The organism is Polyangium jinanense, from assembly GCF_028435365.1.
In genome coordinates, this window is record NZ_JAGTJJ010000027.1 from 24198 (window position 1) to 36545 (window position 12348).

At 68.0% G+C, this 12348-nt stretch carries 12 protein-coding genes; 10 read left to right on the forward strand and 2 right to left on the reverse strand.

Translation table 11 applies throughout. The features are described 5' to 3' along the window. Positions 1-2: 2 nt before the first annotated feature. A complete protein-coding gene (locus KEG57_RS32435) occupies positions 3-905 on the reverse strand; it encodes a DUF4876 domain-containing protein (RefSeq protein ID WP_272424187.1) in 903 nt (300 codons plus the stop codon). A gap of 28 nt (positions 906-933) precedes the next feature. Between KEG57_RS32435 and KEG57_RS32440 the strand changes: the two genes are divergently transcribed. From KEG57_RS32440 to KEG57_RS32450, 3 genes are all read left to right on the forward strand, one after another. Further along, positions 934-1458, forward strand: a complete 525-nt coding sequence (locus KEG57_RS32440) for a hypothetical protein (RefSeq protein WP_272424186.1) — start codon at positions 934-936, stop codon at positions 1456-1458. A 58-nt stretch (positions 1459-1516) separates the two neighbouring features. Continuing rightward, positions 1517-2194, forward strand: a complete 678-nt coding sequence (locus KEG57_RS32445) for a DUF1826 domain-containing protein (RefSeq protein ID WP_272424185.1) — start codon at positions 1517-1519, stop codon at positions 2192-2194. A 148-nt stretch (positions 2195-2342) separates the two neighbouring features. Beyond that, complete coding sequence (locus tag KEG57_RS32450) at positions 2343-2930, forward strand: hypothetical protein (protein WP_272424183.1); 588 nt, start codon at positions 2343-2345, stop codon at positions 2928-2930. An 8-nt stretch (positions 2931-2938) separates the two neighbouring features. Here the strand turns inward: KEG57_RS32450 and KEG57_RS32455 are convergent, their stop codons facing one another. After that, positions 2939-4231 carry a YncE family protein gene (locus KEG57_RS32455; protein WP_272424181.1) on the reverse strand — a complete coding sequence of 431 codons (1293 nt, stop codon included), beginning with the start codon at positions 4229-4231 and terminating at the stop codon, positions 2939-2941. 104 nt (positions 4232-4335) lie between these two features. On the opposite strand from KEG57_RS32455, the gene KEG57_RS32460 reads away from it, so the two are divergent. The 7 genes from KEG57_RS32460 to KEG57_RS32490 all read left to right on the forward strand — a co-directional run bounded on the left by KEG57_RS32460 (position 4336) and on the right by KEG57_RS32490 (position 11946). Continuing rightward, complete coding sequence (locus KEG57_RS32460; RefSeq protein WP_272424180.1) at positions 4336-6663, forward strand: TonB-dependent receptor; 2328 nt, start codon at positions 4336-4338, stop codon at positions 6661-6663. Next, on the forward strand, positions 6660-7490 hold the full coding sequence (locus KEG57_RS32465; protein ID WP_272459149.1) for a hypothetical protein: 831 nt from the start codon (positions 6660-6662) through the stop codon (positions 7488-7490). The genes KEG57_RS32460 and KEG57_RS32465 overlap by 4 nt, the downstream gene beginning before the upstream one ends. Positions 7491-7535: 45 nt before the next feature. Then, positions 7536-8438, forward strand: coding sequence for a hypothetical protein (locus KEG57_RS32470; RefSeq protein WP_272459150.1), 903 nt, complete (start codon positions 7536-7538; stop codon positions 8436-8438). A gap of 412 nt (positions 8439-8850) precedes the next feature. After that, positions 8851-9861, forward strand: a complete 1011-nt coding sequence (locus tag KEG57_RS32475; RefSeq protein ID WP_272424176.1) for an alpha/beta hydrolase — start codon at positions 8851-8853, stop codon at positions 9859-9861. Positions 9862-9927: 66 nt separating this feature from the next. Continuing rightward, positions 9928-10287, forward strand: a complete 360-nt coding sequence (locus KEG57_RS32480) for a GlsB/YeaQ/YmgE family stress response membrane protein (protein WP_272424175.1) — start codon at positions 9928-9930, stop codon at positions 10285-10287. 71 nt (positions 10288-10358) lie between these two features. After that, entirely contained in the window at positions 10359-10787 is a 429-nt protein-coding gene (locus KEG57_RS32485) for a SpoIIAA family protein (protein ID WP_272459151.1), read from the forward strand. A gap of 61 nt (positions 10788-10848) precedes the next feature. After that, positions 10849-11946, forward strand: coding sequence for a serine/threonine-protein kinase (locus tag KEG57_RS32490; RefSeq protein WP_272459152.1), 1098 nt, complete (start codon positions 10849-10851; stop codon positions 11944-11946). The last annotated feature ends 402 nt before the right edge of the window (positions 11947-12348 follow it).

The following is a 12348-nucleotide window of genomic DNA, read 5'->3' on the forward strand; positions in this document are numbered from 1 at the left end:
CGTCAGAAGGCGCGCGGCGCCGGGGCCGCGATGATCTCGAAATCGGCGCCGCTGTCTTCCGTGTCCGCGAGGACCTTCCTGCCGTCTTTCTCGGCGACGACCCGCCGCCGTGCACTCTCGCCGGTGTAGGTCCCGGATGCGAAGACGAACCCCTTGTCGAGCGCCGCGGGCACACGCTTGTAAGCACCGCTCTTTTCGTCCTGGAGCGCCTCGAAGGCGTCGATGACGAGTGCGTTCGGCACCTTGATACGCGGGCCGAGCTCACTCGCGCCGGGGATGTCGACACGCTCGAGCGTCGCCGGGTCGTCGGCCCGGAAGATCACCACCGCCGCGCCGAACACCGGCAAGAGCCAGTCGAACCCCCCCGTGAAATGCACACGGACGAGGTTCGGCGCGAGCGGCCAGTCAGTGTCCTTCATGTCGTCGCGCTCGTTGTACGTCTCGAAATCGGCGTCCGTGAGGTCGATCGTGCTGTCGGGTTGATGGTTCGTCCCGTCCTGCGCGATGATCAGGCTGGCTCCCGCCGGCACGGGGTGTTCCTGCCCGCTCCCCGGGATTTGCCAGACGCTGTTCAGGTACACGTGCTCGGTATCCGAGGCGAAAGGCGACGCCTCCTGCCCCGGGTTGATCTCCCCGGCGGGCCCGTACACGTCGCCGATCAGGAGCCCGTCTGCGTACAACGTGCCATTCGCCGCGTTGGAGAGCTCCAGGAACTGATCGTGGAAGTAATGCTCCCCGGCCGCGCCGGGCGAGCCTGGCCAGTAGACCTCCTCGAACACGAAATCGCCGACGATGGGCGCGGACGGAGTGGACCCACCCGCGGTCGGTTCTCCCTCCGCAGGCCCACAACCGGCGAGCCAACCCCACGCAAGCATCGTCGCACACACGAAGCGCTTTCTGCTCATGCCCGCAGATGCTAATGTAATTGACATCATGTTACAAGAGCATCCAACCGTTCGCCTCCATCTCGGCGTCCTTTCGCTCGCGCTCTCGCTCGTCACGGGCGGGTGCGGGACGGACGAGGCCGCGCCTCCCGTCACGGCGGAGCCCCCGCGGATCGAGCTGGGCGCGGGGCGGGTCGATTTCGTCCCGATCCCGCCGGACGGCTCCGTGGAGATCGTCTCCGGGCCGCAGGGGGGGTTTCACCTGGAGCTCACGGTCCGCCTCTTTCACCTCGATCCCGAGGGGCTCGTCCTCGACTACGACGTCAGCGACGCGGAGACCGGGGCGCTTTTGTCGTTCGCGGCGCAGTACGCCATCAGCGCCGACCGCGTGCTCGACCGCGGCGACCACCTGCTCCGCGTGGGGGATCGCGCGGTCCTCGTGGTCCCGTCGGCAGAAGCCGCGCGCGGGCGTGTGGCATCCATCACCTGCCGCGCCGTGCACGGCGAAGTCGTGACGGCGGAAGACGCGCGCGAGGTCACGCTGGTCGACGAGGTCGACGAGCTTGGCCCTTGAGTATGCAGTTGCAATTTTGTTGCATCTTACAAACAGCGCGGTAGATGGAGGGCTTCCCATGCTCCAGCACGCCTCTCTCCCTTCCTCTTCGCGCCTCGTGGCTCCCGAGGACGGCTCGTTCCGCATCGGCGGTGATAGCGACGTCCTCACGTCCATCCACGATCCCTCCGTGAACGTCGCCATTTGGGCGCGCCTCCTCCCACCCGACCTCGGCCCCGAAATCGCGGCGCGGGCCAGCCGCAAGGACGACTTCGAGGGGATCTTCGACGCCGCGGAGATAAAAGAGGGCCGGCTGTTCGATCCCGCGGACGAGGCGAGCCCGCTCCGCGCGGATGTCGGGCGCCTGCTCCAGCTCTTCGCGGCTCTCTCAGGCGTGCCGCGCATCCAGGTGTTTTTCGGAGCCGTACGCAACGATCAATGCCGCAAGTTCCACGTGGATTACGTGCGCCTGCGCCTCGTCACCACGTACCTTGGCCCCGGAACGGAGTGGTTGCCGGAGGACGCCGTATGCCGGGAAGAGCTCGATCTCGCGCCGCCTTCCCCCGCGGAGGCCAATCGGCGGATCGTGCGTGATGCCAGCAAGATTCGCCGGGCCAACGCAGGCGACGTCGTGCTTCTCAAAGGGGAGCGTTATCCGGACCATGAACGGGCGGCGGTGCATCGATCGCCGCCGATCCAGGAGCTCGGCCTCACCCGCGTCGTGCTCGTCGCGACGACCTACGACAAGGGCTCGTGATCGCGCTCCAGCAACAGCATCATAGTTGCAACTGTAACATCGGCCTGCTAGGGTCTGCCCCGGACGCGGACGTCTCCCTCCTCCACGCGCGGCCCTCTCTGCCAGCGTTGGTGACGTCCGCGCCCTTTTTCTTTTCCAAAGGAGTGTCATGCGAATTCTCAGGTGGATGCTGATCGCGTCCCTCGTGATGGGCGCCTTCGGCTGCGAGGACGGTGGAAGCAATGGCCAGGGCGGCGGCGGTGGGCAGGGCGGGACAGGCGGCCAGGGCGGCGCCGGCGGCGGCCAGGGCGGGACAGGCGGAGCAGGCGGCGAGGGTGGCGGAGGCGGCGGATCCGGCGGATCCATCACGCCTGCGTGCTTCACGGGCACGGCGACGTGCAATCCGCTGACGAACGCGGGGTGCATGGGTGCGGGCGAAGCCTGCGACTTCGGGGAAAAACAGGGCAAGCCAGGGTTCTCTTGTTACCCGCCCCCGAACGAGGCCAAGGAGGGCGAGGCGTGTAACAATGCCAGCGGCCCCTTCTGCGCGCCGACGTTGCATTGTTACGGCACGTGCAAGAAGTTCTGCTGCGCGAGTGCCGAGTGCGCCCAAGGCGAGACGTGCGAGCCATTCGACGCGGCGCTCGGGACGCTCGGCTTCTGCCGTGATCCGAGCGCCTGCTCACCCGCGGGCGGGCCTTGCCAGAAGCCCGAGGATTGCTGCTCGATGGATTGCCACGTGGACCATTGCCACTGAGCGGATCCTCAGTGCGCGCCGGGCGCGAGGTCGATGTTCCTCGCGTCGAGCCCAAGCACCACGATCCCGCTCGGCGCGCCTCCGAGGACGTGCCGCTCGACCATCACGAGCGGCTCGGCGTCGATCTCCAGGACCTCACCCGAGCCGGGTGCCGTCACGAATACCCGATCGGGCATGAGCGCGAGCCCGTGCCTCGGCCCCTGCCCCTCGCAGGCGAACGGCGGAACGATGCCGTCGAGCATTGTAATCGCACCTGTCGCGAGCTCGATCCGCCGAAGGGCGCCATCGCTCGTTAAGGCGAAAAGCGCCTCGCCGCGCGGCTCGATCCCGAAGAGGCACGTCTCTGCGCCCACGTCGAAGCGCGCCGAGGCTCCCGTGCCTGCATCGATACGAAACACGGCCGCAGGGCCGAGATTGCCGACGACGATGCCGCTCGGGCCATGCCCCACGAGAGCGCACGCAGGGCCGTCTCCGGGATATGGCCACTTGGTGCCGATCATGCCCTCGCCGCCCTCGGATGGCTCCACGACGAGCACACCGTCCTCGCATGCGAAGGCCACGCGGCGTTCGACGGGTGCCGCCCCCGAAAGCGCGGGGCAGCTCGGCAGGATCACCTCCGCGCTGCCGCTGTCGTTCACGAACGAGACGCCCTCGGCTCGCCCTTCCGGGTCGCCCGGAAGGGGGCGCGTGACGAGGGCGCCTCCCTCCACGGCCGCCGCCGCCCCGCGATGGGGCGCCTCTGCGACGAACCACTTCGGCACCGGCGTCTCGCCACGAATCCGGAGCGCCTCCTCCGAGACCACGGCGGCTTGCGCAGGTGCTCCGTCCGCCGCCGATCCCTCGAAGAAAAGCGCGACCTGCCCCGCGCTGGAGAGGACGGCCCCCGGCGCCGCGCCCTCGATCGTGAGCTCGTGCAGGCTCGGCTCGAATTTATAGATGTGGAGGTGGTCGTCGTGCGGCGCGACGGACACACCCGCGCGCAAGAAATGCCCTTCGCCCCGCCCGGAGGAGATCAGCACCGCGAAATCGCCGGACTCCGTCGCGTGCATCGATACGGGGCCGTCCCCTGGGAGCGCAGCCATCCACGCGTCCTCTGCGACGTCGAAGATCGAGAGCGCGCCCGAAACGCCATCCGCGACGGCCACCCGCGCGCGGCGCCAAGAGGGGTGGCGGGCTTCGACAGCCGCCGCGGGACCCGCGGCTTCGCCGTCGGGACCACACGCCGCCCCCACGAGCGCGGAAAGGACGAACCCGAGGCGCGACAAACCAGCACGTTTCGTATGAAAAAACCGGTCGAGCATCCGCTCGTTCCTATCACGCGCAGATTGTTGTTGCAACTCAGATGCTTTAGCAGTACAGACCACCCACCGTGACCCTCGGTTCGTCTGGGAAAGGACAGGCCCCGATGTGGGCTCGTGTCGCGAGGTGCTGCGCGCGCCGGTTCGTGCCGGTGGTGCTTGCCTGCGCGCCGGGGCTCGCGTCCGCGGACGAGCTCTCGCCGCCGGCGAAGGACGCGCCCCTCGCGACAAACGCGCCGGCCGGCGTGTACGTGGGGCCGCCGCGCAAGAATGCGGCCTCGAATGAGCCCATCAGCGAGACGAAAAAGCCGGCGACGAGCAGGCCAGACGAGCCTGGGGAGCCGCCCGGCGAGGTGGTCGTGCTCGGTTCGTCACGGCCGCCGCCGCCCAGCGCGGCCGGGGATCACCGCATCCGCGTGGGGCAACTCGCCGACGTGCCGCGGCGCTCGGCCGAGCAATTGCTGACGCTCGCGCCCGGGTTTCTCCTGCAAAACCATGGCGGCGAGGGGCACCCGTCGGCGATCTTTCTGCGGGGCTTCAGCGCGGCCGAGGGGCAAGACCTCGAGATGTCCGTGGGCGGCATCCCGCTGAACGAGCCATCGAACGCGCACGGTCACGGATACGCCGATACGCATTTCGTGATCCCGGAGCTCGTGGAGGAACTGCGCGTGGTGGAAGGCCCCTTCGACCCACGCCAGGGTGATTTCGCGGTCGCCGGGTCGGTCGCGTACACGCTCGGGCTCGCAGAGCGGGGGCTCGTCGTGCAGGCGGGTCTCGGCTCGTTCGATACGAAGCGCCTCCTCCTGCTGTGGGGCCCCGGGGGCGCGCCGCGCGGGACGTTCGTCGGCCTTTCCGTGACCGACAGCGACGGGTTCGGGCGGAACCGCGCGAGCACGGCGGCCCGCTCGATGGCGCAATACGAGCACCGTTTCGGCGACGGGCGGCTCGTCGCGCTCGTCTCGGCGTACACGACACGCTTCGACGGCGCGGGTGTGGTGCGTCAGGACGATTTCGAGGCACGCAGGCTCGATTGCCCCAAAGACCACGACAGCCAGTTCTTCTGCACCTACGACCCGAACCAGGGCGGCGCGACGGCGCGGCTCGACGCATCCCTCCGATTCGAGCACAAGGGCACGCGCGAGGAACATGCGCACCAGGTCTTCGCCACGATCCGAAAGACCCGGCTCCGCGAGAACTTCACGGGGTTCGTCACGGACATGCGTCCCTCGGGCGAACCGCAGCGCGGGGACGGGACAGAGCAGATCTACGATGCGACGACGTTCGGCGCGCGGGGGAGTTTTACGAGGGCCGCGGACGCGTGGGGACATAGGCAATCGCTGGAGCTCGGTTATTTCGCGCGGCACGATCGGGGCGACACCCTGCAGCGGAGGCTCCGGCGGGTGGGCGGTGTGCCGTACCGTGTGGATTTCGAGAGCGGCCTCGCGCTCACGAACATCGCGGGATACGCGGCGGGCAAGCTCCGGCCCGCGTCGTGGCTCACGCTCCGCGGCGGGATCCGGCTCGATACATTCGGCTTCGTGGTCGAGGATCGGAACAAGCCCGAGAAGGATCGCAGCGGTTCGCGGGAGCCGTCGGATACCATCGAGGCCTTCGGGATCACGCTCGGGCCCCGCGCTTCCTTGGAGATCAGCCTCGCGAGGGGGCTCGCGTGGATGACGAGTTACGGCGCCGGATCGCGTTCGAGCGACGCGCAAGCGCTCTCGGACGGCGAGAGCGCGCCGTTTGCCCGGGTCCACGCTTTCGAGACGGGCGTGGTCTTCGAGCGATCCGAGGGGAAGACGCTCGACGTCTCTGCGCGAGCGCTCGCTTATTTTACGCGCGTGGATCGGGATCTCGTATTCGACGCGGCGCGCGGGCGTAATGTCCTCGTGGGGACGTCGAACCGGTTCGGCGCGTCAATCTCCGGGCGGCTCACTTCACGCGCGGGCATCGACACGCAGGGGAGCTTGACGTACGCGGAGGCCCACCTGCCCGAGGCGGGCGCGCCGTGGTATGCGATCACCAGCGGCAAGCGGCTCCCCTACATCCCCCGCTGGGTGGCGCGGCTGGATACCTCGCTCCGCAAGGACCTCCAGATCTCGGGCGTGCGCCTCCGCGCCACGGGCGCGCTCGGAACGACGTACGTGGCGCCGCGGCCCCTGCCGCTCGAGCAGTTCGGCCACGAGATCTTCACGGTCGATATCGCGGCGCGCCTCCGGTATCGCTTCGTCGAGGTGGGAATCGAGGCGACGAACGTGCTCGATCGGCGCAACCGAGCGGCCGAGTTCAATTACCCGTCGAATTTCAGCTTGCCCGACGCGCCGGCTTCGCGGCTCGCGCACCCGCATTTCGCGGCAGCGCCGCCGCGGCAGATCCTGGGGACGATTCGTTTCCATCTGGAGGCGGCGAAGGGCGAGGAGGAGGCTCTGCGATGAACTTCGACCCTCGTTTCGCGTTCGCGCTCTTCGCCTTCGGGGGACTCGGCTCTGCCGGCTGCGATCTGCCGAGCGGAACCGGCGGGCGCGCGATCGAATTCGAGATGCAGCTCGGCGCGGCGTCGAAGCCGGGGCTCCCGATCGGCTCATTCGAGACGAGCACCGGCTGGAAGGTCGAGCTCGGGGAGGCCCTTGTGGCAATCGGGCCCGTGTACGTCCACGAGAATCCGCCGCCGCTCGCGGGGCTCGTGGCGCCGAGGGGCAAATCTTTGTCCGGCATGCTGTGGGACGTGGTGGTCCCTGACGCGCATGCCCACGCAGGGGACCAGCATTTCGACGGCGGCGAGGTGAAGGGGGAATGGTTGGATCAGCGCGCCTTCGACGTGCTCGACCCCGGCGGCGTCCGTATCGGCCCCGTGCCAGGGACGGAGGGGCGCGCGCGTTCCCTGTCGATCCGGCTCGATCCGCCACGCGCGTCGATCGGGGGCGACGGCGCCGCCTTGCACGGCCATCACGCATACGTGATCGGCGTGGCGGAGAAGGACGGGCTCGTCATCCCCTTCGAGGGGGGGCTCGACATCGAGGAGGAGGGCACGAAGCGCAGCGTCGACGGCATTCCCCTCGACGTGTCGCTCGGCGACGGCACTATCGTGGGGATCGTGATCCACCCGAGCGCCTGGTTCAACGGCGCCCATTTCGACCGGCTGACGGAGAAAAACGCGGCAGGGCGGTTCGTGATCACGCCCGAGAGCCAGGTGCGAACGGCCTGGTTCCTGGGCGCCCGGAGTTTTTCCGCATTCTCGGCGGAGACGCGCGGTGCGCAGTGAGGCGGATCTGCCGCCCCTCGGCGCGTCCAATCGGAGGACATGACGATGAAAACGATGATCGGGTTCGTCCTTTCTCTTTTCTCTGCAATCGTGATGGGCTGCGACGGGGAGGACGCCTCGAGCGGCGCGGGCGCGCTCGCCGTCCGGATCACGGGCGAGGACGCGGCGAAGACGGGGTTCCCGGTCGAGGAGGAGGGCGAGACGATTGCCTTCGCGGATGGATGGACCATGCAGTTTTCGAAGGTGCTCGTCTCGTTCGGGGGGCTGGACCTGCACCGCGCGGACGGCGCAGTGGCAATCGAATCGAAAGGGTGGTGGGTAGCCGATCTCCACGCCGGAGACGCGTCCTTGCCGGTGTTCGAAGCGCTCGAGGCGAGGCGCTGGGATCGGTTCGGCTACGAGATCGCCGCGCCCGACGCGAGCGCCATGGCCCTCGGCAGCGTCGCCCAGGCCGACGTGCAAGCCATGATCGACGGAAAATTCAATTATTGGATGGAAGGGACGGCGACCAGAGCCGGTGATACCTACACATTCGCCTGGGGCCTCTCGAACCCGACCCGGAATACGAATTGCACGAACGGGCTCGACGGGACAGACGGAGTGGTCATCCGGAGCAACACGACGACCGAGGCGGAAATCACGATTCACCTCGACCATCTCTTCTGGGACACGCTCGGCACCGAGGAGGCATCGCTCCGCTTCGACGCGTTCGCGGCAGCCGCCGGGGCCGACAAGGAAATTTCGCTCGAGGATCTCGCGACACAGGCGTTGTCGGACCTGAAGGGACTCGACGGAATGCCACTCGTAGACGCCGAGGGCAAGCCAATCGTCTACAACCCCGGGAGCGTGCCGCTCGCCTCGCAGGACCTCCTGTCCTTCATGCTCGCATCGTCAGCGTCAATGGGCCACCTCAACGGCGAGGGGCTCTGCACGGTCGGCCCCCTGTGACCTCCAGCTGAGCATTGGTCTCATCCGGGAGGCGCTTCGCCGGGGCGCTGCCCCGGACCCCGCGGGGGCTGTCCGCCCCTCGACCCGGACCAGCGCAAGCGCTGGACCTTTTGTGGAAGAACTGCGCGATGCGCAGTTCTTCCAAGGCGCCGGTGGCAAGACCATGAAGGTGCGTTTCACGCTGGCGGTCACGTTGCCAGTTGAATCGTCCGTGGTGGGCAGGGTCGTCGTTGGTCTTGACCTGGCCTGTTCGATGAACTGCGCATCGCGCAGTTCATCGACCCCGGGTCCAGCCCCTGGCTGGTCCGGGTCCAGGGGCGGATAGCCCCTGGTGGGGCCTGGGGCAACGCCCCAGCGAGGCAAGCGCCAAGAACATGTTTACACGCCCTCCCCGCTCGCTGATAATCGGCGGATGGGTCACGCCAAAATTCAGGTCTTTTATCCCGTGACGCGGGGGCGCGTCGTGCTCCGGACGGAATTCGACTGGAATCGGTCCGTCGAGCCCACGTATGTCAGCGACGATCGCACGATCACGGAGTTCGCGATCGACTCCGACCAGAAGTACTTCTACTTCAAACCCGGCCTCGAAGGCGAGGACGGCGGCTTCACTTGGTCGCAGGGCGACAATTACCTCGCCACCACGATCGACACCACGATTCGCCGGTGTTATCCGCACTTCTTCTGTCCCGCACGGGGCACGTTTTCCCCGGTCGTCCGGATTCCGGAGGGCGACGTGGAGGCGAATCACCTCGTCCGGGTCTACTTTCCTCCGGGCTACGACGAGAACAGCTTGAAGCGGTATCCCGTGCTCTACATGCACGACGGGACGAACCTCTTCTTCGGGGACGAGGCTTTCGGCGGCAACGAGTGGCGCGTCGACGAGAACGTCGAGCTCCTCCATTCGATGAACCTCATCGACAAGGTCATCGTCGTCGGCATCTACGCCAAGGACCGCATGTACGAGTACACGAAGCCCGGGTACGAGCGGTACGGCGATTTCATGGTGAACCAGCTCAAACCGTTCATCGACGCGCGCCTGCGCACCCTGACCGACCCGCAGAACACGGCCGTGATGGGCTCCTCGCTCGGCGGCGTGGTCTCGTTTTTCCTGGGCTGGCATTACCCGCACGTTTTCGGCAAGGCGGCCTGCCTGTCGAGCACGTTCGGCTACCAGGACGACCTCATCGAGCGCGTGGCATCCGAGCCCAAGCGGAATGTGCGTTTCTACATCGACAGCGGCTGGCCGCGCGACAACTACGAGCGCACCACGGCCATGCGCGATCAGCTCCTCACGAAGGGCTACGAGTTCGGCAAGGACCTGCTCTATTTCGCCTTCCCCGGCGCCCTCCACAACGAGGACTCCTGGGCCGCCCGCAGCCACGTCCCCTTCCAGTATTTCTTCGGCAAAGCCGCGCGCGTCTGACACACCCAGGCCCCGCCCGCTCGGCCCCGACGGCCGACGGCTCGCGTCTTGCTCCGACGCGTCCCCATGCCGTTCGGATTCCTGTTCGTCATGTTGCTGATCGTTGCCGGCCTGGTGCTGGGCATCTGGGCGACGTTCAGCGTGCTCGGCGTGCTCGTCACCCTGGCCATTGCCGCGCTCGTCGGCTGGGTCGCCGATCGCATCGTACCCGGCCGCCTGCCGTACGGCTGGGCTGGCGCGATGGTGGCGGGCCTGCTCGGCAGCTGGATCGGCTCCCTGCTCATCGGCCCCGTCGGCCCCACGATCGCGCGGATCCCGATCATCCCGGCGATCCTCGGCGCGGTGATCGTGGCCTTCGCGGTCCAGTTTCTCATGAAGCGTGGCATCGTCGGCCCGCGCCCGCCGGGGCCGGAGACACGCGTGTAGCGCAGCGCCTCCCACCTCGCGCGCTCGTCGGGCGCGACATTTTTCTCGTCCGTGCCTATCGTTCCGCTCGCATGACCGTCGAGCGTGCCCCCTACCCGCCTGTCGAGATGGGCCCCCACCGGGTGCAGCGGGAGGGGCCCATCGTGCATGTCTCGATTCGCGGCAACACTTCGCTCACGGAGATGCAAACGCTCGTCTCCGTCTACCAGGCGACCGTCGACGAGTTCGGGTACCTCCTGATCCTGCTCGACATGAGTGCCTCGGGAGATCTCACCACCCCGGCCCGCAAGCACGTCACCGAATTCGTCCAGGCGCACCCGACGAAGATCGCCTCCGCCATCTACGGCACCACGTTTTACCTCCGGATCACGCTGGAGCTCATCAGCCGCAGCGTCCGGGTCCTCGCCCACCACACCCCTGCCATGGCGTTCCACGCTACCGAGGCAGAGGCCCGCCGCTGGCTCGCCGCGCAGGTCCCTCTCCTTCGCGCGAAGGGATGAACGACGACGGGTCGCCGGAGCCGGTTGCTCGCGCGCCGGGCGTGCGCCTATCCTGGAAGGGTTGATCGGCCGTAAGCTCCAGGAAAGGTTCGAGATCCTCCGCGCCATCGGCCATGGCGGCATGGGGACCGTCTACGAGGCGCGCTCGCTCTCCGGGAACGAGCGGGTCGCGATCAAATGGATGCACGCGCGTCCCTTCGCGAAGGAAGATCCGGAACTGCTCCGCTTCGTGCAGGAGGCGCGCATCGTGGGCGCGCTCGAATCGCCGCACGTGCCGCGCCTCGTCGAGCTCGCGCAGGACCCGGATGTCCAGGTGCCGTACCAGGTGATGGAGCTGCTCTCCGGGGAGGACCTCGGCGCGCTCCTCGATCGCGTCGGCGCGCTCTCGCCCGACGTGGCGCTCCGCGTCGCCGCGCAGGCGTGCAAGGGGCTCGCCGTGGCCCACGCAGCGGGCGTCGTGCATCGCGACGTCAAGCCGCAGAACCTCTTCCTGTCGCGGCAGGACGGGGGGGCGCTGGTGGTCAAGGTGCTCGATTTCGGGGTCGCCAAGATCCGCCGCGCCCCCGCGGGCGCGCCGAAGGGCCTGACGGCGCCTTCCAGGTCGATGACGGACAGCGGCCAGATCGTCGGGACGCCGCTCTACATGGCGCCCGAGCAGCTCGAAGGCGCCAAGCACGTCGACGCGCGGAGCGACGTGTATTCGATGGGCGTGACGCTGTATGCATTGCTCGCGGGAAAACCGCCCCACGCGGACGCGAAATCGCTGCTCGAGCTCTTGAGCCGGCTGGTCAGCGGGCCCCCGCCCTCCCTCGCGGAGGTGGCGCCCTGGGTGTCGCCCGCGATCCAGGCCGTCGTCGCGCGGGCCATGTCGCCGGACAAGGAGCTTCGGTATCGGGATGCCGGCGAGATGCTCGAAGCGCTCCTGCCGCTCTTGCCTGAAGGCGCGGATCTCACGGAGGAAATGCTCGTCCCGGTGGACGAGGCGGCAAAACGAGAGGCGCTCGCGCAAAAGGAGCAGGCGAAGGGCGCGGCGGGCGGAGGCGCCGCGGCGGAAAAGCGTGCGCCCGAGGTGCAACGAAGGTCGCCGGGGCGAGCGATTGCCGTCGCCGTGCTGATCGCGGCCCTGATCGTCGGGATTTTGGCGCTGCTCCGCAGGTGATGGCTGGCGCCTGCAGGCGCCGGACAGCACCTCCGAGGTCGGCCCGGCGAATATGCGGCGCGTGAAGGGCATTTCGTGGTGTCATGTCCCTGCTATGCCTCGATCGTGCCCTCCAAGGAGCCTGTCATGAGATACCACGCTGGCGACGGGCACGTTGCCCGTTGGCAGGGTCATCGTTGGTCTTGACCTCGCCTGTTCGATGAACTGCGCATCGCGCAGTTCATCGACCCCGAGTCCAGCGCTTGCGCTGGTCCGGGTCCAGGGGTGGACAACCCCTGGTCGGGGTCCGGGGTGAAACCCCGGGGCGCTACGCTGCCGCGTCCGCTCGGCGATGGGCTCGGTGCGCTCGCTCGTGCAGACGCGTGTCGTTTGGTCGGGACGAACGAAAAGCGTGCAGTGCGG

Excerpts from the sequence above, each read along its gene's own strand:
- KEG57_RS32460 (WP_272424180.1), top strand. The coding sequence starts at position 4,336 with ATGTGGGCTCGTGTCGCGAGGTGCTGCGCGCGCCGGTTCGTGCCGGTG.
- KEG57_RS32480 (WP_272424175.1), top strand. The coding sequence starts at position 9,928 with ATGCCGTTCGGATTCCTGTTCGTCATGTTGCTGATCGTTGCCGGCCTG.
- KEG57_RS32450 (WP_272424183.1), top strand. The coding sequence starts at position 2,343 with ATGCGAATTCTCAGGTGGATGCTGATCGCGTCCCTCGTGATGGGCGCC.
- KEG57_RS32455 (WP_272424181.1), bottom strand. The coding sequence starts at position 4,231 with ATGCTCGACCGGTTTTTTCATACGAAACGTGCTGGTTTGTCGCGCCTC.
- KEG57_RS32465 (WP_272459149.1), top strand. The coding sequence starts at position 6,660 with ATGAACTTCGACCCTCGTTTCGCGTTCGCGCTCTTCGCCTTCGGGGGA.
- KEG57_RS32470 (WP_272459150.1), top strand. The coding sequence starts at position 7,536 with ATGAAAACGATGATCGGGTTCGTCCTTTCTCTTTTCTCTGCAATCGTG.
- KEG57_RS32445 (WP_272424185.1), top strand. The coding sequence starts at position 1,517 with ATGCTCCAGCACGCCTCTCTCCCTTCCTCTTCGCGCCTCGTGGCTCCC.
- KEG57_RS32475 (WP_272424176.1), top strand. The coding sequence starts at position 8,851 with ATGGGTCACGCCAAAATTCAGGTCTTTTATCCCGTGACGCGGGGGCGC.
- KEG57_RS32435 (WP_272424187.1), bottom strand. The coding sequence starts at position 905 with ATGAGCAGAAAGCGCTTCGTGTGTGCGACGATGCTTGCGTGGGGTTGG.
- KEG57_RS32485 (WP_272459151.1), top strand. The coding sequence starts at position 10,359 with ATGACCGTCGAGCGTGCCCCCTACCCGCCTGTCGAGATGGGCCCCCAC.
- KEG57_RS32440 (WP_272424186.1), top strand. The coding sequence starts at position 934 with ATGTTACAAGAGCATCCAACCGTTCGCCTCCATCTCGGCGTCCTTTCG.